Source organism: Thiocapsa bogorovii (assembly GCF_021228795.1).
GTDB lineage: Bacteria > Pseudomonadota > Gammaproteobacteria > Chromatiales > Chromatiaceae > Thiocapsa > Thiocapsa bogorovii.
In genome coordinates this window covers 2,954,629-2,977,342 of the sequence record NZ_CP089309.1, presented here as the reverse complement: position 1 = coordinate 2,977,342, position 22,714 = coordinate 2,954,629, and the positions used below count along the sequence as shown (strand labels likewise).

Sequence of the window (22,714 nt, the reverse complement as noted above, 5' to 3'; positions counted from 1 at the left end):
CCGCGAGGCGCGCTTCGCCTTCCTTTCGGCAAGCGTTCTCGATACCTCGCGGAAAAAAAATGGCCTGGACCACCGTTGCGGACTTGATACGTAGTCAAATTTGCCTCAATCTGTACGATGATCCGCGTCTGTAGGCGGCGTCTCACCCGCCTTCGAGTGGGGCAAAAGCAACAAATGCGCGATCAACGGCCTGCCTCCGGCCCACCCCCTCCCGGCGCGCCCGAGCGGGGCGGGGCCCGAGGTTCGGAAAAACCCGTGGTTATGTGTTATATACATAGGGCCTAGTGGCCAACTTCAGGAGATTTAAAACGATGACCAAGATCGTCAAGCTCGCTTCCCTGTCCGCTGTTGCCGTTCTCGGCGTTTCCTTGCTGGGCGGTTGCACCACCGACCAGACCGCTCGCGACATGGCTCAGCAGGCCATGGACACTGCCAACAGTGCCCAGGCTTGCTGTAACGCCAACACCGAGCGTCTTGACCGCATGTATCAGAAGATCATGGGCAAGTAAGACCCTTCCGAGGGACTGCGCCGGCTTCCCACGAGTTGTGGGATGCCGGTGTCTTCACGCACGGCTCTCTCCACCGCCTCCCAGTCGATCGTCACGCCTTCGGAATCCTTCACCCACTGAGGGATCACCTCTCTCGCGGTCCGGCGCACGCTTTTCTCGCCGGTCTGGACCTCCAAGTAAAGCTCGTCTCCACGCCATCCGACCTTGTAAGGTTGATCGATGATGTTCACTGGCGTGGAAATATCGGTCAAACCGTAGAGCTCCTCGATACCTTCAGGGTACATGCGGATGCAGCCCCCGCTGACCTCCATCCCGAGCCCCCACGGCTGGCTCGTCCCGTGGATGAGGTAATCGGGACGGCTCAAACGCATGGCATACTTGCCCAACGGGTTGTCGGGGCCCGGCGGGACGACCGCCGGCAGGATGTCGCCGTATGCCGCGTGAGCAGCGCGCACGTTCGGCCCGGGCGTCCAGGTCGGATCCTTGCGTTTCTCGATCACCGTGAAGCTTCCGAGCGGAGTGCCCATCGCGTCTTTGCCGACGCTGATGGCGTAGATCCGCACCTCGTTGGGATCATTCGGCGGGAAGTAGTAGAGGCGTTTTTCGGCACGATTGATCACGATGCCGGTCCTCGGTGTGTCCGGAAGCACGTAGAAGGCCGGAACCATGACAGGCGTGCCTTCACCGGGCACCCAGATATCGACTTCGGGGTTGGCTTGACGCATGTCGTCGAAACCCAGCCCGTTCTGGCGTGCGACGTCCAGCAAGGTATCTTGGGCACGCGCCTTGAAGTAGAAGGGAACCCCCACCACCGAGTCATTCGGGTTCTCGAGGCGGAAGGTCTCGGCGCCGGCACCGTCGATGACCCCGACGCCCAACAGAGACGCGCAGACCGCCGTGGCGATCCAGGCGCGTTTGCGTCGGTCAAGAACAATATCGCTCATAGATTCTCTCGCTTCTGTATCGGTTGAAATCGGATGAAAAAACTGTCGCGATTGTCTCACGTCCGCAACATCGGCGTCGCCGCCCACGTCGATGCGGGCAAGACCACGCTGACCGAGCGGATCCTCTTCTACACCGGCGCGTCCTACAAGATCGGCGAGGTCCACGACGGCGCCGCCCACATGGACTACATGGCCGAGGAGCAACAGCACGGCATCACCATCACCGCCGCCGTGACGAAGGCACCCTGGCGAGAGCACCTACTGCAGTTGGTCGACACACCCGGTCATGTCGACTTTACGATCGAGGTCGAGCGCGCCATGCGCGTCCTCGACGGCTGCATCCTAGTACTCGACGGGGTGCGGGGCGTCGAGCCTCAAACCGAGACGGTATGGCGTCAGCGCACCCGCTTCAATCTGCCCGCCCTCTTCTTCGTCAACAAGATGGATCGCCCCGGGGCTGACTACCGGCGGGCGCTCGACGCGGTTCGGCGGCGCCTGAAGATCGAGCCGGTCGCCATCACCGTTCCGCTCCCGGACGAGGGCGCGGTCGTGGATTTGATCGGGCGAAGGCGAATTGGTTTCCTCGGCGAGCAGGGCGACGCGCTCGTCACCGAGCCGTGTCCGGACGCACTCTGGGACGCGACCGCTGATCTGCGCGAGTCCCTGTACCTGGCCGCCGCCGAGATGGACGAGGACCTGGCCGAAGGCGTGCTGGCAGGCGAGGAGCCGCCGCCCGATGCCCTTCGCAACGCAATTCGTCGCGGCACGCTGGCGGGCCGCTTCTGCCCCTGCTACGGCGGAAGTGCGCTTCGGAATCTCGGGGTTCAACCGCTGCTCGATGGGGTGGTCGATTTCCTTCCCGCTCCTCTCGACCGACCCTCGGCGCATGCCATCCTCCCGGACGGGACCGAGGTCGAGATTGCCATGGGGACCGAGGGTCCGCTGGCGGCCCTGGCCTTCAAGGTCCAACTCTGGGAGGGACGCCGTCATGTGTTCGCGCGGATCTATCGCGGGATCTTATCGCCGGGCGACACGGTGGAGGTGCCGACCCCGACCGGCGGGGCTCGGCGGGAGCAGGTCGCACGGCTATTCGATGTGGATGCCGGCAAGAAGACCCGCATCGATCGGGCCGAAGCCGGCGAGATCGTCCTCCTGGCTGGACTGAGGCTGGCCTCGACCGGCGATACACTCTGCGCCCCCGGCCACCTTCTGAGCCTCGAACGGATCGAGGCCCGCGCCCCGGTGCTGGGGCTGGCGATCGAGCCCGCCGCCGGCACGGATGAAGAGAAGCTGCTCGAGGTCTTGGACAAGGTCCAGCAAGAGGACCCGACCCTGCGCGTCGAAGAGGATCCCGAGACCGGCCAGCGGCTGTTGCGCGGCATGGGAGAGCTCCACATCCAGATCGTACTCGAGCGCATCGAGCGCGAATTCGGCGTGCGGATCCGCAGCGGCCGACCGGCCGTCGCCGTTCGCGAGACCATCCGCCGGCCGGCATCGGCGGATGTCGTGTTTGCGCCGCCGCCGACCGCCGATCCGCGCCAGCACGATCTCATGGCGCGCGTCGCACTCGCGATCGAGCCGCTCGCGCGAGGGACCGGCGAACGGCTCGAATGGGCCGCTCGCGTCATCCCCGAAGGGGCAGAGCCGAGCACGCTGCAACGCGAGACGATCGAGCAATCGCTGAGATCGACACTGGCGGCCGGACCCTTGCTCGCCGCTCAAGTGCAGGACATCTCGGTGCGGATCACCGAGGTGGAGCTTTTCGGCGCGGCCTCGACCCCGGAGGCCCTCGGCGCAGCGGCATCCAAGGCGTTGCGCCAAGCGCTCGAGCGCGCCGAGCCGACGGCGATGCATCCGATCATGCGTGTCGAGGTCGTGATCCCGGAGCCGAGCCTCGGCACGGTCTTAGGCGATCTGCAGGCGCGACGCGCTTTGATCCAGGGCACCGAGTCCGTCGGCGAGGACGTCGCGATCCGTGCGGAGGCTGCCCTCGAACCCCTCCTCGGCTATGCCACAGCGCTGCGCAGCCTCACCCAAGGCCGCGGGCAGTTCAGCATGGAGTTCGACAGGTTCGATCTCTAAACCGCGCTCGACACGACAGGCGATGTTGCGGGGTCGCTGCGGCCTTGGCGGTCACACGCGGACTTGGCGGGGCGCGGTTTAGGGGAAGAAAGCGAAAGAGGGTCTTATCGATCGGACGCTGCCGGGACGCGGCGGCCGGGCTAAACCGCGTCCCGAGTAAGATGCTCATTTTCGAGTAAGCTCTACATTTAGTGCATCCACGGCGCTTAGCGGGCATGCGGCTTAAAATAATCTATTTTTTAATGTTTTAAACCGCGCCGGCTCCAGCGGTAGTCAAGTCTGACGGGGCCGATCCCATCCAAAAACATCGCATACCGCTCCGGGCGCCGTTTAAGTCGTGACGGAATCAGCCTTTGAGGCTGCGCGGGCGGGTGATCGAGATCAGCTGAGCACTGCCGCACGGCAGCGCACTCCAATCGTCCGGCATCTCCAGGCGGGCCACGGTGGCGGTGGGGAGGAGCTTGCCGTCGTCCGGGATCTCCAGATCCTCGCCGACGAGGTGCATGAGGAGTTGCTCGAGACCCGGGTTATGGCCGATCAGCAGGACGGTCGCTGCCTCGGGGGAACAGCGCCCGAGGACGGACAAGAGCTTCGGTGCCTCGGCCTCGTAGATGTCGACATCCCAGACGATCTGCTTTTTCTTGATGTCGAGACACTTGCAGACCTTCGACGCGGTCTGTTTGGCGCGCTCGGCCGGGGAGCTCACCACCAGATCCGGGACCAGACCCTCCCGATAGAGCCAGGCTCCGACCTTGGGGGCGTCGCTCTTTCCGCGTTTGGCCAAAGGGCGATCGAAGTCGCTCGTCGCGACCGAGTCCCAGTCGGACTTGGCGTGTCGCAGGATGAGAAGCTCTCTGGGCATGGAGAAGAAAGGGTCGGCGTAACTCAATCAGAGATCGGACAAATCTTGGTCGCAATAGCGGACTTTTAACATATCCGTCATCTTCAAGGAAACGACGAATCCCCGCACCGCGCACACCGGTCCTCAGCGCACCGCCGCCAGCAGCCGATCCATCATTCCTTTGGCCTGTGCGAGATAGCCGCCGCCGAAAAGGTTGAGGTGATTCAAGACATGGTAAAGATTGTAGAGGATCCGGCGCGTGCCGTATTCGGGCGGCAGCGGCCAAGCCTCGCGATAGGCCGCGTAGAAGTCGGACCCGAAGCCGCCGAAGAGCTCGGTCATGGCCAGATCCGTCTCCCGATCACCGTGATAGGCGGCCGGATCGAAGATGACCGGCTCACCCTCGCGGGTTGCGCCGATGTTGCCGCCCCAAAGATCGCCGTGAAGCAGAGACGGCACGGGACGGTGACCGATCAGATCCTCGAGGACCGACATCAAGCGCTCGCCCGGGTCCGACAAGGCGCGGCCGTAGCCGTTGCGGGCGGCCAGATCCAGCTGAAAACCGAGCCGATGCGCACGCCAAAAGTCGACCCACTCCGACGCTCGAAGGTTGTGCTGGGGGGTCGACCCGATGGTGTTGTCGCGATGCCAGCCGAAGTTGGAAGCGGTGACTCTATGCAGCTGCGCCAGTCGGCGGCCCGCCTCCGCGCCGTCCAAACGCCCGGAGAGATCGAGGTGTTCGATTGCCAGGAAACTTTGGTTGCCCGCAAGACCTGTGCAGACAGGCTCGGGCACTCGGATCGCATTCGCCGCGCGCAAGGCGGCGAGGCCCTCGGACTCCGCTTCGAACATCCCCAGACGGTCGGCGCTGTTGAGCTTGACGAAATAGGCCCACGCACCGTCGCCGAGAACCACCGCGCGATTGATGCAACCGCCGCCGACCGACTGCTCTCGCTGGAGGCGGAAAGGTCGTCCGGTCGCACTCGCGATTTGGCGTGCGATCGCCTCGCGATCATTCATCCGGATCAATGACCCGGCAATTTGCCGGGCTCACTTGGAGGACTCACGCATCGGATTCATGCATCGAGGTCTCGTCGATACCCCGAGCGATGCGTCGATGCAGCGGACTCGAGCGCGGAAAGTGGGCTCGTAGGAAGGCCATCTGATCCGCCAGGACGTGGCGCCCCATCAGGAAGATGTACTCCGCGTGCGTCGGCGTGAAGGGCACCGCCAACAACTCCATCCCGGCCGCCTCGGGCGTCCGCCCGGCCTTGAAATTGTTGCACCGCACACAGGCGGTCACGACGTTGTTCCAGACATCCTGGCCACCACGACTGGTGGGACGTACGTGATCGCGCGAAAGATGACGCCCCGAAAAGCGGCTGCCGCAATACATGCACATGTGGTCATCGCGGTGAAACAGGGTGCGGTTCGACAGGGGTGGTGCATAATCGTCCTGAAGCTTGTTCAGGGCATGATGCGTCCCGTAGGTCGCGATGATGGAGTGGATCTCCAAGCGACTCTGTCGATGGGTACTCGAATTGATACCGCCGCGGAGCTCGAACAAGGCATCCCCGCAGGCATAGGCCACCTGCCCGAGGAAATACAACCGGGCGGCAACCCGGTAGTCCACCCACTCCATCGGCATACCCGCCAAATCCGTTCGCAGTACCTGTTGAGTCAGTGACAACATAGCGGCGTTACGGCTCGGAATTTGCGAGCATGATACACAGTTGACCTTCTCGCGCAAGCCGGCGCCGTCAACGGGTTTCGCGATCGAATCGTGGAGAACCCGTTCTTTAACCCACTGATCATTCACAGCCGCCGCGCATGCCGCCAAAGACCCTCGGCGAATGTTCCCGTCGCCCCGGAAGAGGCACTTGCCCGGTATTCAAGCGACTGATCAGACTCATGTTTACAAATTGGCTAAAAAGTTTCCAAACGAACATAACCGTAACAATGACGCCTGTTCGCGTCGACTTTGCACCCGTCATCCCCAGACTTATCCACAGAAATTGTGAATTGCTCGGGTTTCATGTTCCACGACAAGTGATTGGCGGTGTTTTCTAGCCAAGCGCAGACGTCTCGCGTCTAATCGACGACTGTCGCCTGTCCCTAAAACCCGTCCTCGAAACAAGCGCTCGACCAACGTGCCACCCGCCCCGATCAGAAAGCCCGGTCCGATCCTGCGTGTCGCCGTCGCGGCGCCGCTGATGGATGCGTTCGATTATCTGATGCCATCTCCGGCATCGGACGACTCCTCGGCAACGCCGTCACTGTCGCCCGGTCAGCGCGTGCTGGTGCCCTTCGGCCGAAGTCGGCGCGTGGGCATCCTGCTCGAGCTGCGCGACACCTCCGATCAGGATCCCGCCCGTCTGAAGCCGATCGAGCGCCTGCTCGATCCGCGGCCCGTCCTGAGCGCAGCCGACTTGACCCTGATCCGTTGGGCGGCGGACTACTACCGGCAACCGATCGGCGAGGCCCTCTTCAGCGCGCTCCCCGCCCGTCTGCGCCGAGCCATGCCCATCATGGACGAGCAGATCCCAGGCGTCTCGGCGACACTGGCCGGTCGAACACTGGATCTCGACACACTGCGGCGAGCCCCGAAGCAGCGCGAGCTTCTGACCCTGGTCAGGTCCGTACCCGAGGGCATCGCGGTGGCCGATCTGAACGCACGCCTTGGCCCCTGTGCGGCGACGCTGCGCAGCCTCCGTGCACGCGGCCTGCTGGAGACCTGCCGCCTCACGCCGGCGGGACCCGTCACCCAGACCTCAGGCGCCGAGCCCGAACCCGGTCCCGAGCTCAATGCGGATCAGACCGAGGCGCTTCGTCGGGTCGCCGCCGGGCTCGGCGGCTTCAGCCCATTCCTGCTCGATGGCGTGACCGGCAGCGGCAAGACCGAGGTCTACATCCGCCTGATCGAGGCCGCCGCCGCCCGCGGCGCCCAGACCCTCCTGATCGTTCCCGAGATCGGCCTGACCCCGCAGTTGCGCGAGCGCCTGGCCTCGCGACTGCCCGACCCGCCCGCTGTCTTGCATTCCGGGCTCGCCGCCGGAGACCGCGAGCGAGCCTGGCACCGCGCCGCCTCCGGACACGCAGGCGTCGTGCTCGGGACGCGCTCGGCGGTGTTCGTGCCCCTGCCGCGCCTCGGGCTGATCCTGGTCGACGAGGAGCATGACGCCTCGCTCAAGCAGCAGGAGGGATTCCGCTACTCGGCACGGGATCTCGCCGTGCGACGCGCCCAGCTGGTCGGTTGCCCGGTCGTGCTCGGCTCGGCGACACCCTCGCTCGAGACGCTCAACAACGCGCAGACCGCCCGCTACGGCTGGTTGCGCCTGCCCCAGCGCGCGGGCGCCGCCTGCACGCCGCGGACCTCGCTGCTGGATATCCGCAATCAGCCGCTCCAGGCCGGGCTCTCCGCGGTCCTGCGCGAAGAGATGCGCACCGAGATCGCCGCCGGCAATCAGGTACTCCTCTTTCTGAACCGTCGCGGCTATGCCCCGGTGCTCACCTGTCACGCCTGCGGTTGGGTCGGCGAATGCCCGCACTGCGACGCGCGCCTCACCCTCCACCTGGCCCGCCGACGCCTCTGGTGTCACCACTGCGGTTGGACTCGGCCGCTGCCCGACACCTGTCCGGACTGCAAAGGGACGGATCTGCGCATGCTCGGACGCGGCACCGAGCGACTCGACGAGGAGCTGCGCCCCCTGTTTCCGGGCGTCGGCATCGCCCGGCTCGACCGCGACACCACCCGGCGTCGCGGCGAGCTGGCACGCCTGCTGGACGAGGTCCGGCGCGGCGAGGTGCAGATCCTGCTCGGCACGCAGATGCTGGCCAAAGGGCACGACTTCCCCGGCGTGACCCTGGTCGGGATCCTGGATCTCGACCAATCGCTCTACGCAAGCGATTTCCGCGCACCGGAACGCACCGCGCAACTGATCGTGCAGGTCACCGGACGCGCAGGACGTGCCGAGCGCCCCGGGCGAGTGGTCCTTCAGACCCGCCACCCCGAGCACCCCCTGCTACAAAGCCTCTTGCGCGAGGGTTACACGGGCTTCGCGACCACGGCCCTCGCCGAGCGGCGCGAGGCCGAGCTACCGCCGTTCAGCCATCTCGTGCTGCTGCGCGCCGAGGCCCCGACCGCCGAAACCGCGACGGCCTTCTTGAATCAGGCCCGCCTCATTGCAGAAGGGCTTGCAGAAGGGCAGGAGGAGGAACTCAACGAGGGCCCTGCCGAACGGCGCGCCGAGACCGGAGTGCAGTGCTACGGCCCGGTCCCGGCGCCGATGGAGCGCCGCGGTGGGCGCTACCGCGCCCAGCTTCTGATCCAATCCTCCCGACGTCCGCGACTCCAGCGGTTTCTGGCCAGCTGGAGCCGCGCCCTGCGGGCTTTACCCAGAAGCAAAGGACTGCGCTGGTCGCTGGACGTGGATCCGCAGGATATGTACTGAGCGTCGAGCGGTTGCTCTTGTCGAGTTTCGCCGGGGCTGGTGGACTGCACTGCGCTTGTCCACCCGACGCGTCCAGGTGCTCGGTCCGGCGGCCGCAACATGCCCGGGATATCCGTCTCGTCAGGGTCCGAGGAGTACTTGATGCTCCTTCACCCGTTTGGCAACCGGTTCTCGACCTCGGCCGAGGCCGGGGCAAGCCGACCGGGTTCTTCCGCCCGCACACTCAGACGACCCGGCCACGCGTGAACCCGAAGAGGATGAAACGACATGTCCGCGACCCGCTTGATGCAATCCGCCGCCATCGCTGCCTTCGGGCTGCTCGCTCTCCTGACCGGGACGGTCCGCGCGGTGCTGCCGCCGGATGCGGTGCAGACGCTCAAGGCCGGTGCCCGAGCGGTCCTCGAGGTCAAGGTCCTGCAGGTGCAGACCGCGGCGGAATCCACCGAGCGCTTCGACGTCGTCTATCGCATGGAGATCCTCTCGGTGTTGCGCGCGAGCGTTCCGGTAGAGCCGGGTCAAACCATCCAGGTGCGCTCTTACGGTGTGGATCAGTCGCTTCTCGACCGTGGCTTCCGGCCTATATTATCTGATTGCCCGACATCCCTTCGCGGCGCCGTCGGGTCCGGGGCGCCGGGATAGGCGGGGTCGACGAAACCGAGGACCGCGGGCGAGACATGGCGCGACAGCCCGTTCCGACCGATATCGGCGATCATCGCGTCGACGCGCACGGCTGACAGCTCGGACACCGGTAGAGCCGCCGCCCGCCGACCTCGATCCGCTCGATGGCCGCACCGCAGACATGGCAGGGGAGCCCGTCGCGACCGAATACGGCAAAGCGATAGCCACGGCGCGACTGCCCCGCGGCCTTGAGTGCCGCCACCCGGACCTCGGGATTGGTGACCCCGCCGAGATAGGCGCGCCAGCCGATCTCCAGCGTCGCCCGGGCCAGCCGATTGCGGGTCTTCCGGTCCATGTCGCGGGGACGCTGCGCCGGATGCAATCCGGCCGCGAACAAGATCTCGCTGCGCAGGTAGTTGCCCAGCCCGGCGAGAAAGCCCTGATCCAAGTACAGGGCGCCGAGGCTGCGGTTGCGGAAGGCGGGCCCGTGCAGCCGCCGGGCCAGGTCGCGCCAGTGCAGCGAGGGGTCGAGCAGGTCCGGGCCGAGCCGGGCAAGGTACGGATGGCGCAGCAGCTCGTCGGCGTCCAGCACGGCGATGTCCGACGCGCTGTAGAGGAGTGCGCTGTCGGTCTCGGTGTGCAGGGCTACCCGCAGGCTGCGGGCGGTGCTCGGCAGCTCCCCGCGCCGGCGCACGTACCAAACGCCGTAGAGCTGATTGTGGGCGTAGAGGGTCAGGCCCGGCTCGTAAGGCGATCAGCAGGGCCTTGCCTCGGGTCTCGACCGCGACGACTCGGGCCCCGATCAACTCGTCCTCGAATCGGCGCAGGCGCGGCAGACCGAAGCGGACCTCGGCGAGTCTTTGGCCGGCGATGGCCGCGGCGATGCGGTCCGCGGCGCGGCGGATTTCAGGGCCTTCGGGCATGACATCGCGGCACACGGAAACCGCTGGATCGGCGCGTGTCGCACCGAGACGCCACGCGGTCACATCGTTGGGGCAGCCCGCTGCCGGCCGATCGCACACCTGGACACGCGGCGTCGGCAGGGTGTCGAGTGTTCGCTCGCGCGCGAGACCGACCGCGCCCCTCTCGGAGACGAACGGTCGCCGGCCCCTGGTCGCCGGCGGGGGCGCCGGGCGCTTGGCGGCCCCGCTTCAGGTCGGGACCTCATTCAGCGTCGGTTTGACGCGCGCCGCGTCGTAGCCCTGCGCGACCGCGATCGCCATGGCGCGACCATAGTCGTCCGGCTCGATCCGCGGGGCGCGGGCGATGAGCCAAAGCCGCTTACGGCTCGGCGTCCCCATCAGCGCCCATCGGTACTCCGGGTCCAGCCCGATGACCCAGAGGTCGCCCCGAATCAGCTTGAAGAATCTCAAGATCAGCTTCGCGCCGCTCGGGTCGGCGGGATGGACCGTGCCATTCACCTCGTTGCGCCGCATCCGGGCCTTTGCGTTGTAGGCCGCGGTTCGAACGGTGATACGGCCGTCGGGGCGCTTCGCATAGGTCGCCGTGACGTTCACACTCTGCTGCCCAGGGCCGTCGGCCTCGAGATTCGGCAGCCTGGCCACTTCGAACCAAGTCCCCATCAGCCGATCCAGGTCGACCCGCGCGACCGTCTCGGGCGGAGGGCGGCGCTTCCCGAGACGACCCGGCAGCAGACCGCGGAAGGTAAAATGCGTGTTCGTGATCATGCACCGCAAGGTGGGCGTGCATTGCGCGGAAGCAAGGCGAAACGACCGGTGGCGGGTCTTGACTTTTCCCTCGGACTCGTCGAATCGCCCTCGCGGCGCGACGACGATTGAGAGAAAGCGGCCGATGCCAGGGCTCCCATGTGCAGAAGACCGACCACCGTCGAGGCCTCAGGACGAGAGGCATCTCACATGTGAGCGAAGGTGGTGGAACCTCGTCGCATCGAATCCGCACCGATGAAGATTGACCCAGATGGTCTTCGACGTTTAGCCTATGGCAATTGCATAGGCTTGAGATATTTCTATGACCGACCCCCAGTCTCCCGCAGCTGACCCGATCCTACCGCGTACTGCACGGCTCTTTCGCAACGGGAGCAATCAGGCCGTGCGCTTACCTCGTGACCTCGAGATTGATGCTGAGGAGGTGCTGATTCGCCGAGAGGGCGACAGTATCGTGCTTACACCCAAGCCACGCTCATGGGACGACTACTTTGCCCGCGGACGGCACCTCACCGACGATGTGCCCGACAGCGTCGATGACCCACCTCCCCAATCCAGGGAAAATCTCTGATGCGCTGGATGCTCGATACCGACATCTGCATCTACATCATGAAACGCCACCCTCACGGGGTGCAGGCGCGGTTACGACGGACTGCGATCGGTGAGGTCGGCTTGTCCGCCATCGTGCTGGCCGAGCTGCGATTCGGCATCCGGAAGAGTCAGCGAAGGGAGGAGAATACGGCGGCCTTAGCGGACTTTCTGGTTTACTGTCCGGTGCTGGATTGGCCTCAAGCAGCGTCCGATGACTACGCGGAGATACGTCGTGAATTGGAAACGCAAGGAACGCCGATTGGCTCCAACGACCTGCTGATCGCGGCGCATGCCCTACACCTTAATTGCACACTTGTGACCAACAACGTGAGAGAGTTTCAGCGTGTGCGCGGGTTGAGCATCGAGAACTGGGTCTGATTGGGTCAGGGAAGGCGTGCTCGAGCATCGATTTGCCCGCCGTGCTGCGACCTCAGGGCAAAACGATCTGCACAGTCTCGGAAGGCCGCAGCAGCTCGTTGGGGCGGCGATCGAAGATGATGTCGAGATAGTAGACGGCGCCTTCGAGCTCCACGCGTACGGCCTGCACGCCGAGACTGTAGACGCGACCGTCGCGCATGGCCCCGTTGATCTTGATGCGTGCCGGCTGGCCCGGCTTGAAGCGCCGCAGCGTGCCGGCGGTGACGAGGGCGCGAGCGAGCATTTGATCGTCCGGTGCGATCACGATGAGGGGCTCCTGCTGGATCGTCTTGTAGATCACAGCGCCGTTCCAAACCTTACGCGAGACCACGATCCCGTCAAAAGGGGCGCGCAGCTCGGTATGCTCGAGTGCGACTTGGGCCGTGGCCTCGGCCGCTTTCGCAGCCTCCTCCTCCGCCGCAGCGGCGAGCTGCTGAAGCTCGGCGTCCTTGAGCTCCTCGATGGCGATCAAGCCGCGATCGAACAGCTCTTGGCTGCGTGTCAGATCGCGCCCGGCCTTCTCCGTCTCCACGCGCGCTCGGGCGACGCGGGCCTTCGCCTCCAGGAGCCTGGCTTGGGCTTCGCGCTGGTCCATCCTCAACAGGAGATCGCCTTTAGCGACATGCTGACCGGCGCTGACGAGGACCTCGTCGACCACGCCGTTTTCGAGCACGCGCATCTCCACCTCATGCACCCATTCGAGCCAACCTTTGAGCTCCTCGACGGCGAAGGCATCCGTCGCGAGCATGAGCACGCCGAGGGCGATGAACCACGCCTGTTTCGTCATTGATCTTGATCTCCGTGTGTCGCTTCGGCGAGGGGCTGTCCGGTAAGGGCCTCGAGCTCGGCCCACACCAGTGCGCGGCAGAAGCTCACCCGTTGGCTCTGCTGCCGGGTCTGGGTCTGTTGACTCATGGAATAACCGAGGTCGGCGGTCACCTCCTGCTCGTAGAGTGTGCGACTTTCGTCGAGTTTCAGATCGCGCCAGGCCAACTCGGTGCGCAGGTTGCGCTCGGCCGCGGTCAATGCCCGCAGACGCAGCAGCAGCTCCAGCGCCTGTTGGCGGACCTCCATCTGAATGAGGTCACGGTCGGCCTGCGAGCGGCCCTCCAGCAGGTCGCGCACGACGGGGGTCTCAAGCGCTTGTGCGAGGACGGTGTCCAGGGTCGGCGGAGGCTCGGGCGGCATCGCGAGGGTGGGCTGCAGCAGGTTACGCGGCAGATCGGCCGGATTGCCGAGGGCCTGTGCGAGCAGCGCGCGCGTCAACTGCTGGCTGATCTCGCTTGCCGAGCGGCGGTGCAGGATCTCCTGATAGACCGCCTCGAGCTCCAGCACGCGTAGCGGCGAGATCTGGCCGAGCTCGTTGCGCACGGAAGCGCGGTCGAACTGGATATAGGCAACCGCCATGGCCTCGCTCTCGGTGGAAAAGCTCAGATCGGCGAGCAGCACGTCGAAGAAGCGCTCCATGATCTCCAGGCGTTGCGCGTCTCGGGCGCTGATCAAAGGTTCGAGCGGGCGGTTGCGCTCGGGGTCGGCAACGCTCGAGCTGCGAAAGGCAAGACGCTGACAGTCCAGGTAGAGCGATTGGCGCCGGGGAAGAAGACCGGCGATCTCGGGCGAGGCCGCGACCCGGGGGTGACCGGACGCGGCCTCCAGGGCCTCCTCCAGGCCGAGCGGATCGGAGATGGCCGCTACCGAGGCCGTAGTAAAGACAGCTCCGGCGAGCAGGACGAAGATTCGGCTTCCGAGCGCACAGCGGCGCGGCACGATACTCATGGTTGAGGATCCGTGCGTATCGGCGTCTCGGACGTTGGCCCTGCCATGGAATGGAACCACCTCGCGCATCGCGTTGCCGGCTTGCCCTCGTCGGGCGGGGATTCGTGAGCCGGGATCCGTGAGCGCGATCCGGCGAACCGGGAGATTAAGCCGATTACGGGTCGGGGCTCAAGCGATTCGCTCGGGTTTACCGATCCGGCTTCCCGTGACGGCTCGGCAGGTAATTCGGGCGGGGTTACACTGGCGCTGTGACGCCGCACTCAACCAATCGACGGGGGGTGTTTCGTGCCGGCGCACGGTGCGCCGCGTCGACTGTATCGATGGCCGAAAACCCCAACCCCAATCCACCGCAATCCAGAGGATCTTGCGCATGTCAGCCCTTCGAACCCTGGTCCTTCTCGGCCTGATCGGCACGGTCGTCCCGTCCGTTGCGACCGATGAGCCGATGGCGGGAAGCGCCGAGACTGCCGTGCCCGCGATCGACGCGACGGCGTGGCGGATCCTCGCCTATCGGTCCGACGCCGAGGCCGATACCGATCTCGTCTCCATCGAGCCCCGCGACGTGCCGCCGCGACTCGCCTTCGCCGAGGGTCGCGTCTCCGGAACAGTGGGCTGCAACAGCTTCTCGGGCGGCTACACCCTCGAGGGAGATCACCTGACGATCGACCCGCGCATGGCCATGACCATGATGGCCTGCGAGGAGTCGTTGATGGCCCTGGAGCAGGCGATCACGACGCATCTCGCTGCCGTGGCCGGATATCGACAGGCCGAACGGACGTTGGAGCTGCTCGATGCCGGTGGCGCCGTCCTGATCCTGCTGGAAACCCTGACCGAGACCCCGTTGGTCGGCGACACCTGGCGCCTGGAGACCTACAACAACGGCAAGCAGGCGCTGGTCTCGACGGTGAAGGGCACCGAGATCACACTGGCCTTGACCCCGGATGGCACCCTCTCGGGCTCCGACGGCTGCAACCGCTACATGAGCGGTTACACCTTGGAGGAGGGTCGGCTCATGATCGGACCCATCGCCACCACCCGCATGGCCTGCCGGGGTCCGCAGGCGGTTGCCGAGCAGGCGGCGGCCTATGCCGCGGCGCTCGGGATGGTGCGAGGCTATCGCATCGAGGGCGAGCAGCTCTGGCTGACGACCGAAGACGGCGCGACTGCCGCGCGTTTCCGGGTTGTCCCCGAGACCGCGAAAGCAACCGAGACACGCTGAGCCCCTCGAGGATGCGACCGATCGGAGCACGGTCATGAGTCCGGCCACCCGGACCCGATGCGCTCGCGGTATCGCTCCCGCGGTGTCATACCGCCCCCCGGCGCTCCGCGCCACGCGAGGGCGTAGGTCGCCTTCCCATGCCGTCAAGGCTGCCCGCAAGGCACGCGTGTCAAGTCGCCGGTGATTGAAACCTTTGCGTCACCCGACGCCCCCTGTCCGAGCAGTAGGGTGCGGTGACGAAGGAACCGCACCAATCTACCGAGGATATCCCCTCCGACCGTTGCACCACGTCAGGTTTCAATCACCTTGATGTTGGTGGGCGGCTCCTGCGGGAGCCGCCCGACCAACATCAAGTCCGGTTATACTCCCGGTCGTCATGGGACCGATCCACACGAGGCACACATGAACTGCTGGGCCGGAACAGCCTTCTACCTCCTCGTCACCGTGTTCGGCATCGCGAGTATGATCGGGGCCTGCGGTCAGAAGGGCCCCCTCTATCTGCCCGAACCGCCGGTCGTCGAGGTTCCGGCGTCCGCAGCCGAGATCGGCTCGGTTGTCCCGAGCGCGGCCGTTCCGCCTCCGGAATCGACCGCGCCTCCAGACAGACCCTAGCCGAATCGCCCCCAAAATCACCTCAAGCCGAGAGCCTCCCGAGACCGCATGGATCACTTCAATTATCGCGACGATGTCCTCTACGCCGAGGATGTCCCGCTCGCCGACATCGCCGCGCGTTTCGGTACGCCCTGTTATGTCTATTCCCGTGCGACGCTGGAGCGCCATTGGCGCGCCTTCGACCGCGCCTTCCGCGATCATCCGCACCTGGTCTGCTTCGCCGTCAAGGCCAACTCCAATCTGGCGGTGCTGAACGTCCTGGCGCGCCTGGGCTCGGGGTTCGACATCGTCTCGCTCGGCGAGCTCGAGCGCGTGCTCGCCGCCGGGGGCGACCCGGCCAAGGTGATCTTCTCCGGGGTCGGCAAGCGCGAGGACGAGATCCGCTTCGCCTTGGAGGTCGGCATTCGCTGCTTCAACGTCGAGTCGGAGTCCGAGCTGATCCGGCTCGATCGCATCGCCGGGGAGATGGGTGTGGTTGCGCCCGTGTCGCTGCGGGTGAATCCCGACGTCGACGCGCAGACCCACCCCTACATCGCCACCGGCCTGAAGGAGAACAAGTTCGGGATCGACATCCACGCGGCCGAAGAGGTCTATGTGCGGGCCGCGGCCCTGCCGAACCTGCGGGTGATCGGCATCGACTGTCATATCGGGTCGCAGCTCACGGATCTGGCCCCCTTCATCGACGCGCTCGGGCGCGTGCTGACCCTGGCCGAGCGGCTCGGCGAGATCGGCATCCCGATCGCGCATCTCGACATCGGCGGCGGACTCGGCATCCGCTACACCGAAGAGCATCCCCCGGAACCCGCCGCCTATGCCGCGGCCATGAGCTACCAGCTTGGCGATCGCCCCTACGAGATCCTCCTGGAGCCGGGCCGCGCCATCGCCGGCAACGCCGGCGTTCTACTGACCCGCGTGGAATATCTCAAGGAGAACGGCACGCGTCACTTCGCGATCCTGGATGCGGCGATGAATGACCTGGTGCGCCCCGCACTCTATCAGGCCGTTCAGGACATCGTGCCGGTGATCCACGACACCGAGGCGGAGCCGGCCCGCTATGATCTGGTCGGTCCGGTCTGCGAGACCGGGGACTTCCTCGGCAAGGGCCGGCAGCTGGCGTTGCGCGAGGGCGACCTGCTCGCCGTGCGCGGCTCGGGCGCCTACGGCTTCACCATGAGCTCCAACTACAATAGTCGCCCGCGCGTACCCGAGGTCATGGTCGACGGCGACCACGTGCATCTAGTGCGCGAGCGCGAGACCGTCGCGAGCCTTTACGCCGGGGAGTCCGTTCTACCGTCATGAAACGCCGTCTCGAGCCCGAGCTGATGGACACGCAGGAGCAGGCGCTCGCCTACGCCCAAGCGGATTTCAACGAATCCAACACCCTCTTCATCGAGCTGCTGCGCCGGCTCGAGCCGGGTCCGCTCGACGGCGCGCGGGTGCTCGATCTGGGCTGCGGGCCGGCGGACATCGTTATCCGTTTCCTGCGCGCCTGGCCCAAGGCGACCTGCGATGCGCTCGACGGCTCCCGGCCCATGCTCGATCTTGCCCGAAGCGCGCTCGATGCCCTGCCCGGCGTGGCCAAGCGGTGTCGACTGATCTGCGATCGGATCCCCTCCGCGGCCCTGGATCGCGGCGGCTACGACCTGATCATCTCCAACAGTCTGCTGCACCATCTGCACGACCCGCAGGTCTTGTGGCAAACCCTGATCGAGACCGGCAAGCCAGGTGCTCCGGTGCTGATCATGGACCTGATGCGCCCGGCCTCGGCCGGTTGGGTCGAGGCGCTGGTGGCGACCTATGCCGCCGGCGAGCCGAAGGTCTTGCGCGATGACTTCCGCAACTCGCTCTTCGCAGCCTTCGAGCCGGCGGAGGTCACCGAGCAGCTGGCCGCCGCGGGGCTCCAAGGGCTCGAGGTCGGCGTGGTCAGCGACCGCCATCTGGCCGTCTCGGGTCGCCTGCCCGGATGAGTGCAGGGATGCGGCTCGCCTTCAGCAAGATGCAGGGCCTGGGCAACGACTTCGTCGTTGTGGATGCCACCGAGCGCCCCATCGCGATCGACCCCGCGCTGGCCCGCCGGCTGGCCGACCGGCGCTTCGGGATCGGCTGTGATCAGATCCTTCTGGTGGAGCCGCCGCGCCTGCCCGGCACCGAGTTTCACTACCGCATCTTCAACGCCGACGGCTCCGAGGTCGAACAATGCGGGAACGGCGCGCGATGCTTCGCCCGCTTCGTGCGCGACCGCGGCCTGACCGAGCACGACGAGATCCCGGTCGGCACGGCCGCCGGTCCCATCCGTCTCTATTTGGAAGACGAAGGCCAAGTCCGTGTCGACATGGGTACGCCCGAATTCGAGCCCGATCGGATCCCTTTTCAGACGGATCGACCGGCGCAGACCTATCCACTGGATGTCGCGGGCGAGTCCCTCGTGATCGGCGCGCTCTCGATGGGCAACCCGCACGCCGTCATTTCGGTCGAGGACCTGGACACCGCGCCGGTCGCACGTCTGGGCCCGTTGGTCGAATCGCACCCGCGCTTCCCGCAACGGGTCAATGTCGGTTTCATGCAGGTCCTCGCCCGCGACCATCTGCGCCTGCGTGTCTACGAGCGGGGCGCCGGCGAGACCTTGGCCTGCGGCACCGGGGCCTGCGCGGCCATGGTGCACGCCCGCCGATGCGACCTGGTGGACGGGCGGGTCCGGGTCAGCCTGCCCGGCGGCGATCTGCTGATCGCCTGGAACGCACCCGGCGAGTCCGTTTGGATGACCGGGCCGGCCGTGCAGGTCTTTGAAGGCGAGATCGCGCTATGAGAAGACTCGGCGGCCCCGGCCGCACCCATGAAACCCAACACACCACCGCGGATCGGGCCGAGATCGCGAGGTCCGACCTCACCCCGGCAGGGAGGTATCGCGCATGACTCCCCTCGAACCCGCGCCCGTCGCGACCGAAGACCCGGATCTCGAATCCAAGGTCACCGATTATCTACTGAAGGATCCGACCTTCTTCGCCCGCAACCCGAAGGTCCTCGCGGCGCTCGAGATCCCGCACGACTCGGGGGCCGCGGTCTCTCTGATCGAGCAGCAGGTGCGCGTCTTGCGCAAGCAGCTGGAGGCGGAGCGCCACCGCCTCACGCATCTCATCTCGCGTGCCCGCGAGTACGAGGCACTCTCCGGCCGGCTCCACCACCTGGTCCTGAAGCTCATCGCCGCGCAGGATTCGCAGCAGATCTGCACACTGCTCAAGGATGCGCTCCTGACCGAGTTCTCGGCCGAGGCGATGACGCTGAAGCTCTTCCAGACCGAGAACGAGAGCGGCACCCGACCGGATGCACTGACGCTGGCGTTTCGCGACTTCGTCGATCGCCACCATGCCTTGTGTGGCCCGATCAACACCGAGAAGGCGCAGATCCTCTTCGGTGAGACGGGCGCGGCGATCCATTCGGCCGCTCTGGTGCCGATCCGTGCGGATGGGCATGCCGGCGTGCTGGCGATCGGCAGCCAGGACGCCGAGCGCTTTCGCCCCGAAATGGGCACCGAGCTGCTCGACCGGCTCGGCGAGATCCTCGGACAGAAGCTGCGCGTCGTGCCGCTTGGGCACTGCGACGAGACGAGCTAAATCGCGTCCGGTGCGATATGCATCGGTTCTGGGTGGGGTCTGCCTCGGCCAAATCCATAAACGTCGGAGCTGACGCGATTTAGGATGATGAAAGAATTAGAATTTTAAACCGCGTCCTCGCCGAAGCTCCGGTCTGCACTCACCACTTACCACTCACGACTCACCACTCACCGCTATGACATGAGTACATCGGGCGACCTGATCGATTCCTTTCTCGGCCATCTCGCCCATGAGCGCCGGCTGTCCGAGCAGACCCTGATCGCTTACCGTCGCGATCTCGAGCGGCTGAACGCCTGGCTGAGCGAGACCGAATCATTCTCCATCGAGAAGCTCGACGAGCAGGCCGTGCGCCAGTATCTGGCCTGGCGTCACCGCCGCGGTGCCTCCGGAAAGACCCTGCAGCGCGAGCTCTCCAGCCTGCGCAGTCTCTATCGCTGGCTGCTGCGCGAGGGTCTCGCCGGATCCAATCCGGCGGTCGGGGTGCGGGCGCCGAAGAGCCCGCGCCGACTGCCGGCGACACTCGACGCGGATCAGTTGGGCAGCCTGCTCGATCATCCGGCCGACGATGATCTGCTCACGATCCGCGACCAGGCGATGATCGAGCTGTTTTACTCCTCGGGCTTGCGGCTCGCCGAGCTGGTCTCGGTCAACGTCGGCGACATCGACATGGCCGAGGGCGAGCTCGGCGTGCTGGGCAAGGGATCCAAGACCCGGCGCGTGCCGGTGGGCAGCAAGGCCCGCGAGGCCGTCCAACGCTGGATGCTGGTGCGCGCCAATCTGGCCGCGGCCGAGGAGCCCGCGCTCTTCGTGAGCAGCCGCGGGACGCGGATCAACCCGCGCACGGTCGAGCTGCGCATCGCCCGCTGGGCCCGGGAGCACGGCGCAACGCGCGACCTGCATCCGCACTTGCTGCGGCATAGCTTCGCGACCCATCTGCTGGAGTCGTCGGGCGATCTGCGCGCGGTTCAGGAGCTGCTCGGCCATGCCGATATCGGCACGACCCAGATCTACACCCATCTCGACTTCCAGCATCTCGCGCAGGTCTATGACCAGGCCCATCCGCGTGCGAAGAAGAAGACACCCCGGTCGGATTGACGCGGCCTCCTCCGGCGTCGAACCCGGACGGGCCGATCGTGCCGCGGATCTCATTCCAGGCGTGCTCAACAAACGCGTTCAGGCTTATCGGCCGCGCTGACCGGACACCATGCTGCTCTCGCCCAAATACCGCTTTCTCTTCGTCCACATCGCCAAGACCGGCGGAACCAGCGTGCGCGCCGCCTTGGAAGGGCTGCGCTGGCGCGATCCCTGGTATTGGTCCATGTTCCTGTGCAGCCGTCTGAGCCATCTCAGCGGGCATCGCATCGCCACCAAACTGCCCCGCCATGCCAAGGCGATCGCTGCGAAGGAGATGCTGCCCAAGGAGGTCTTCGACGGACTGTTCAAGTTCGCCTTCGTGCGCAACCCCTGGGACCTCCAGGTCAGCTCCTTCCACCACATCCGGCGCGAGCGGCCGCAATACCTCGGCGGCCATACCGAGTTCGAGCCCTTCCTACGCTGGAAGCTCGACCCGGAGCGGCCCTATCAATATCACGTCGACACCTCGATCGAGCTGCAGAGCGATTACCTGATCGACCTGCACGGGGCCGTGATCGTCGACTTCATCGGTCGCTACGAGCGTCTGCACGAGGATTTCGCCCTCGCCTGCGAGCGCATCGGGATCCCCGCGCCGGCACTGCCGCATGCGCGAAAGGCAACCGATCGCAGCAAGGACTATCGGGCGTATTACACGGATGCCACCGCCGAGCTGGTCGCGAGACACTTCGCCGCAGATGTCGAGCTGCTCGGCTATCGATTCGAGCCGGACTAGACCGCGTCCGAGGGCTCATGCGCGAGCTCGGGGTTGGATCGGCCTTGCAGACATCAGCGAGATCCTCGCCGACGCGGTCTAGGACGATAACAGAACGCGTTCGATACGCATCGACGCCGAGTTGGAGAACCGCTCGGACCCGTCCCGCGAGGGGAACCGAAACACTGTTGCCTTGTGTGGACGCGCTCCCTCCACCCTTGCGGGGGAGGGCTGGGGAGGGTGGGTGCGAACGCTTACACGCGAGTATGGCGCGTGGAAGATCGAGGGCCGCTCGGAGCATGCACAACCCTCGGGACGCGGCTTAGCTCAGTCTCTGGGCACCAGATCCCGATAGGCATACCAAGTCGCATGACCCACCAATGGGACAGCGATGAAGAGCCCGACATAGAAGGTCAGTAGCCCAAGCCCCACGATCCCGACCAAGAGCGTCGCCCACAGCAGCATGGGCAGCCAATTCAGCGCCACCGCGCGGACGCTGGTGCGCATTGCGGTGAAGCCGTCGATCGGGCGGTCGATCAGCATCGGCACCGAAATGGCGCTGATACAGAAGGCACAGATGGCGAAAAAGGCGCCGACCAGGACCACCGAGACCATCAGCCCCGTGTACTCGCCCGAAAGCACCACGACCGGAATAAAACGCGAAAACGGCGGAAAGGGGTCGTTGAACATCATGATGAAGAGGAAGACGGATGCCAGGATCCAGAGCTGCATCGTCATCACGAGGAACCCCATCGCGATCCCCAACTGACCCTGATTACGCTTGAACGCCTCCAATGCCTGACAGTGATCCACCGGCTCTCCGCGCTCCAGGTGCGCGCTCATCTGATAGAGCCCGATCGCCAAAAACGGGGCCATCAGGAAGAAGCCCGCGGTCAGGAAGGGGATCAAAAAGGTCAAGTGCCCGACAATCGTCAGCAAGACGATCAGGCCGCTGAGCAGCACGATCATGGCGCCGTATCTCAGACTGTAGACAGGTGCTGTCTTGATGTCCCGCCAACCCTTGGCAAGCCATTGCCAGGGGTGATCCAGGGTGATCTTGTTGACGCGTGGGTCCACATGGCGCGGTTCGTCCGCGACGGCGGTATTGTCCATCCTAAATCCTCCGATATTGTTATTGAAACCGGCGAGGGGGAGTTGCCCCGAGCTGCGGTATCGGCCGGCGCGCAGGCCGGCAATCCTTCAGGTCCCGAGCAACACGACCCCGAGCGAAGACTGAGCGAGGCACTAAGGGTCTACAAGGTTTACGAAAAAGGCAAGCGCATCGGGCCGGATCCGTTGCGAAGGCCGAGGTTTCGGCAGATCCGCCTCGGGAGCAATCCCGAGATGCCGCGGTCGCGCCGGCATCCGCGCCGAACGTTCGGTGAATGTCCAACGCCTTCGCGGCAACACACGACGCCGGCCATGATCCCGATTCCAGGGGCTTGAGCTTACGTCATGCAGGCGTCCGTTTATACGGAAAAAGCCATCGACTCCGTGATGTTACCCGATACG

General features: G+C 65.6%; 23 protein-coding genes and 1 pseudogene. 14 read left to right on the top strand and 10 right to left on the bottom strand.

Annotated elements, in window-relative coordinates:
• The first annotated feature begins 311 nt into the window (after nucleotides 1-311).
• Nucleotides 312-509, top strand: coding sequence for an alanine-zipper protein (locus LT988_RS13510; RefSeq protein WP_007192175.1), 198 nt, complete (start codon nucleotides 312-314; stop codon nucleotides 507-509).
• Here the strand turns inward: LT988_RS13510 and LT988_RS13505 are convergent.
• Nucleotides 488-1,453 (bottom strand): L,D-transpeptidase family protein, encoded by a 966-nt coding sequence (locus LT988_RS13505; protein ID WP_232406091.1) that lies wholly within the window; start codon nucleotides 1,451-1,453, stop codon nucleotides 488-490. The two genes, LT988_RS13510 and LT988_RS13505, sit on opposite strands and share 22 nt — an antisense overlap.
• 33 nt (nucleotides 1,454-1,486) lie before the next feature.
• Between LT988_RS13505 and LT988_RS13500 the strand changes: the two genes are divergently transcribed.
• Nucleotides 1,487-3,535: an elongation factor G gene (locus tag LT988_RS13500; protein WP_232406090.1), complete on the top strand. Its 2,049-nt coding sequence runs from the start codon at nucleotides 1,487-1,489 to the stop codon at nucleotides 3,533-3,535.
• 346 nt (nucleotides 3,536-3,881) lie between these two features.
• Here LT988_RS13500 and LT988_RS13495 read toward each other — a convergent pair whose 3' ends face one another.
• The 3 genes from LT988_RS13495 to LT988_RS13485 form a co-directional block, all read right to left on the bottom strand.
• Complete coding sequence (locus tag LT988_RS13495; protein WP_232410584.1) at nucleotides 3,882-4,397, bottom strand: SixA phosphatase family protein; 516 nt, start codon at nucleotides 4,395-4,397, stop codon at nucleotides 3,882-3,884.
• 123 nt (nucleotides 4,398-4,520) lie between these two features.
• Nucleotides 4,521-5,396 (bottom strand): fructosamine kinase family protein, encoded by an 876-nt coding sequence (locus LT988_RS13490; protein ID WP_232406089.1) that lies wholly within the window; start codon nucleotides 5,394-5,396, stop codon nucleotides 4,521-4,523.
• 43 nt (nucleotides 5,397-5,439) lie between these two features.
• Entirely contained in the window at nucleotides 5,440-6,069 is a 630-nt protein-coding gene (locus LT988_RS13485; protein WP_232406088.1) for an HNH endonuclease, read from the bottom strand.
• Nucleotides 6,070-6,526: 457 nt separating this feature from the next.
• Between LT988_RS13485 and LT988_RS13480 the strand changes: the two genes are divergently transcribed.
• Nucleotides 6,527-8,827 carry a primosomal protein N' gene (locus LT988_RS13480; protein ID WP_232406087.1) on the top strand — a complete coding sequence of 767 codons (2,301 nt, stop codon included), beginning with the start codon at nucleotides 6,527-6,529 and terminating at the stop codon, nucleotides 8,825-8,827.
• A 267-nt stretch (nucleotides 8,828-9,094) separates the two neighbouring features.
• Nucleotides 9,095-9,466: a hypothetical protein gene (locus tag LT988_RS13475; protein ID WP_232406086.1), complete on the top strand. Its 372-nt coding sequence runs from the start codon at nucleotides 9,095-9,097 to the stop codon at nucleotides 9,464-9,466.
• Nucleotides 9,467-9,536: 70 nt separating this feature from the next.
• Here LT988_RS13475 and LT988_RS13470 read toward each other — a convergent pair whose 3' ends face one another.
• The 3 genes and pseudogenes from LT988_RS13470 to LT988_RS13460 form a co-directional block, all read right to left on the bottom strand.
• A complete protein-coding gene (locus LT988_RS13470; RefSeq protein ID WP_232406085.1) occupies nucleotides 9,537-10,139 on the bottom strand; it encodes a zinc finger domain-containing protein in 603 nt (200 codons plus the stop codon).
• Between the two features lie 106 nt (nucleotides 10,140-10,245).
• Nucleotides 10,246-10,368: pseudogene (locus LT988_RS25415) on the bottom strand (hypothetical protein); the annotation flags it as partial.
• Nucleotides 10,369-10,596: 228 nt separating this feature from the next.
• Nucleotides 10,597-11,133, bottom strand: a complete 537-nt coding sequence (locus LT988_RS13460) for a lipocalin family protein (RefSeq protein WP_232406084.1) — start codon at nucleotides 11,131-11,133, stop codon at nucleotides 10,597-10,599.
• A 301-nt stretch (nucleotides 11,134-11,434) separates the two neighbouring features.
• On the opposite strand from LT988_RS13460, the gene LT988_RS13455 reads away from it, so the two are divergent.
• Both LT988_RS13455 and vapC read left to right on the top strand, forming a co-directional pair.
• Nucleotides 11,435-11,701: an antitoxin gene (locus LT988_RS13455; protein ID WP_408648006.1), complete on the top strand. Its 267-nt coding sequence runs from the start codon at nucleotides 11,435-11,437 to the stop codon at nucleotides 11,699-11,701.
• On the top strand, nucleotides 11,701-12,099 hold the full coding sequence (gene vapC, locus LT988_RS13450) for a type II toxin-antitoxin system tRNA(fMet)-specific endonuclease VapC (protein WP_232406083.1): 399 nt from the start codon (nucleotides 11,701-11,703) through the stop codon (nucleotides 12,097-12,099). Before LT988_RS13455 ends, vapC begins: the two co-directional genes overlap by 1 nt.
• Nucleotides 12,100-12,151: 52 nt before the next feature.
• Here the strand turns inward: vapC and LT988_RS13445 are convergent, their stop codons facing one another.
• Together LT988_RS13445 and LT988_RS13440 are read right to left on the bottom strand one after the other, a co-directional pair.
• Nucleotides 12,152-12,925, bottom strand: a complete 774-nt coding sequence (locus LT988_RS13445; protein ID WP_232406082.1) for an efflux RND transporter periplasmic adaptor subunit — start codon at nucleotides 12,923-12,925, stop codon at nucleotides 12,152-12,154.
• Nucleotides 12,922-13,914, bottom strand: a complete 993-nt coding sequence (locus LT988_RS13440; RefSeq protein WP_232406081.1) for a TolC family protein — start codon at nucleotides 13,912-13,914, stop codon at nucleotides 12,922-12,924. Before LT988_RS13440 ends, LT988_RS13445 begins: the two co-directional genes overlap by 4 nt.
• 370 nt (nucleotides 13,915-14,284) lie before the next feature.
• On the opposite strand from LT988_RS13440, the gene LT988_RS13435 reads away from it, so the two are divergent.
• The 8 genes from LT988_RS13435 to LT988_RS13400 all read left to right on the top strand — a co-directional run bounded on the left by LT988_RS13435 (nucleotide 14,285) and on the right by LT988_RS13400 (nucleotide 21,223).
• Complete coding sequence (locus tag LT988_RS13435) at nucleotides 14,285-15,133, top strand: META domain-containing protein (protein WP_232406080.1); 849 nt, start codon at nucleotides 14,285-14,287, stop codon at nucleotides 15,131-15,133.
• 402 nt (nucleotides 15,134-15,535) lie between these two features.
• On the top strand, nucleotides 15,536-15,745 hold the full coding sequence (gene lptM, locus LT988_RS13430; protein ID WP_232406079.1) for an LPS translocon maturation chaperone LptM: 210 nt from the start codon (nucleotides 15,536-15,538) through the stop codon (nucleotides 15,743-15,745).
• 48 nt (nucleotides 15,746-15,793) lie between these two features.
• The gene (lysA, locus tag LT988_RS13425; protein ID WP_232406078.1) at nucleotides 15,794-17,044 is read left to right on the top strand and encodes a diaminopimelate decarboxylase; all 1,251 of its coding nucleotides are present in this window, start codon (nucleotides 15,794-15,796) and stop codon (nucleotides 17,042-17,044) included.
• Complete coding sequence (locus LT988_RS13420; RefSeq protein WP_232406077.1) at nucleotides 17,041-17,712, top strand: class I SAM-dependent methyltransferase; 672 nt, start codon at nucleotides 17,041-17,043, stop codon at nucleotides 17,710-17,712. Before lysA ends, LT988_RS13420 begins: the two co-directional genes overlap by 4 nt.
• 8 nt (nucleotides 17,713-17,720) lie before the next feature.
• Nucleotides 17,721-18,551 (top strand): diaminopimelate epimerase, encoded by an 831-nt coding sequence (dapF, locus tag LT988_RS13415; protein WP_232406076.1) that lies wholly within the window; start codon nucleotides 17,721-17,723, stop codon nucleotides 18,549-18,551.
• A 103-nt stretch (nucleotides 18,552-18,654) separates the two neighbouring features.
• Nucleotides 18,655-19,356, top strand: coding sequence for a DUF484 family protein (locus tag LT988_RS13410; RefSeq protein WP_232406075.1), 702 nt, complete (start codon nucleotides 18,655-18,657; stop codon nucleotides 19,354-19,356).
• 180 nt (nucleotides 19,357-19,536) lie between these two features.
• Nucleotides 19,537-20,451, top strand: coding sequence for a tyrosine recombinase XerC (gene xerC, locus LT988_RS13405; protein ID WP_232406074.1), 915 nt, complete (start codon nucleotides 19,537-19,539; stop codon nucleotides 20,449-20,451).
• Nucleotides 20,452-20,560: 109 nt separating this feature from the next.
• Entirely contained in the window at nucleotides 20,561-21,223 is a 663-nt protein-coding gene (locus LT988_RS13400) for a sulfotransferase family 2 domain-containing protein (protein ID WP_232406073.1), read from the top strand.
• Between the two features lie 306 nt (nucleotides 21,224-21,529).
• On the opposite strand, the gene LT988_RS13395 is transcribed toward LT988_RS13400, so the two are convergent.
• Nucleotides 21,530-22,315: a DUF2189 domain-containing protein gene (locus LT988_RS13395; RefSeq protein ID WP_232406072.1), complete on the bottom strand. Its 786-nt coding sequence runs from the start codon at nucleotides 22,313-22,315 to the stop codon at nucleotides 21,530-21,532.
• Nucleotides 22,316-22,714 lie beyond the last annotated feature (399 nt).

Coding starts and splice junctions, on each gene's coding strand:
- LT988_RS13510 (WP_007192175.1), top strand. CDS start 312: ATGACCAAGATCGTCAAGCTCGCTTCCCTGTCCGCTGTTGCCGTTCTC.
- LT988_RS13505 (WP_232406091.1), bottom strand. CDS start 1,453: ATGAGCGATATTGTTCTTGACCGACGCAAACGCGCCTGGATCGCCACG.
- LT988_RS13500 (WP_232406090.1), top strand. CDS start 1,487: ATGAAAAAACTGTCGCGATTGTCTCACGTCCGCAACATCGGCGTCGCC.
- LT988_RS13495 (WP_232410584.1), bottom strand. CDS start 4,397: ATGCCCAGAGAGCTTCTCATCCTGCGACACGCCAAGTCCGACTGGGAC.
- LT988_RS13490 (WP_232406089.1), bottom strand. CDS start 5,396: ATGAATGATCGCGAGGCGATCGCACGCCAAATCGCGAGTGCGACCGGA.
- LT988_RS13485 (WP_232406088.1), bottom strand. CDS start 6,069: ATGTTGTCACTGACTCAACAGGTACTGCGAACGGATTTGGCGGGTATG.
- LT988_RS13475 (WP_232406086.1), top strand. CDS start 9,095: ATGTCCGCGACCCGCTTGATGCAATCCGCCGCCATCGCTGCCTTCGGG.
- LT988_RS13460 (WP_232406084.1), bottom strand. CDS start 11,133: ATGATCACGAACACGCATTTTACCTTCCGCGGTCTGCTGCCGGGTCGT.
- LT988_RS13455 (WP_408648006.1), top strand. CDS start 11,435: ATGACCGACCCCCAGTCTCCCGCAGCTGACCCGATCCTACCGCGTACT.
- vapC (WP_232406083.1), top strand. CDS start 11,701: ATGCGCTGGATGCTCGATACCGACATCTGCATCTACATCATGAAACGC.
- LT988_RS13445 (WP_232406082.1), bottom strand. CDS start 12,925: ATGACGAAACAGGCGTGGTTCATCGCCCTCGGCGTGCTCATGCTCGCG.
- LT988_RS13440 (WP_232406081.1), bottom strand. CDS start 13,914: ATGAGTATCGTGCCGCGCCGCTGTGCGCTCGGAAGCCGAATCTTCGTC.
- LT988_RS13435 (WP_232406080.1), top strand. CDS start 14,285: ATGTCAGCCCTTCGAACCCTGGTCCTTCTCGGCCTGATCGGCACGGTC.
- lptM (WP_232406079.1), top strand. CDS start 15,536: ATGAACTGCTGGGCCGGAACAGCCTTCTACCTCCTCGTCACCGTGTTC.
- lysA (WP_232406078.1), top strand. CDS start 15,794: ATGGATCACTTCAATTATCGCGACGATGTCCTCTACGCCGAGGATGTC.
- LT988_RS13420 (WP_232406077.1), top strand. CDS start 17,041: ATGAAACGCCGTCTCGAGCCCGAGCTGATGGACACGCAGGAGCAGGCG.
- dapF (WP_232406076.1), top strand. CDS start 17,721: ATGCGGCTCGCCTTCAGCAAGATGCAGGGCCTGGGCAACGACTTCGTC.
- LT988_RS13410 (WP_232406075.1), top strand. CDS start 18,655: ATGACTCCCCTCGAACCCGCGCCCGTCGCGACCGAAGACCCGGATCTC.
- xerC (WP_232406074.1), top strand. CDS start 19,537: ATGAGTACATCGGGCGACCTGATCGATTCCTTTCTCGGCCATCTCGCC.
- LT988_RS13400 (WP_232406073.1), top strand. CDS start 20,561: ATGCTGCTCTCGCCCAAATACCGCTTTCTCTTCGTCCACATCGCCAAG.
- LT988_RS13395 (WP_232406072.1), bottom strand. CDS start 22,315: ATGGACAATACCGCCGTCGCGGACGAACCGCGCCATGTGGACCCACGC.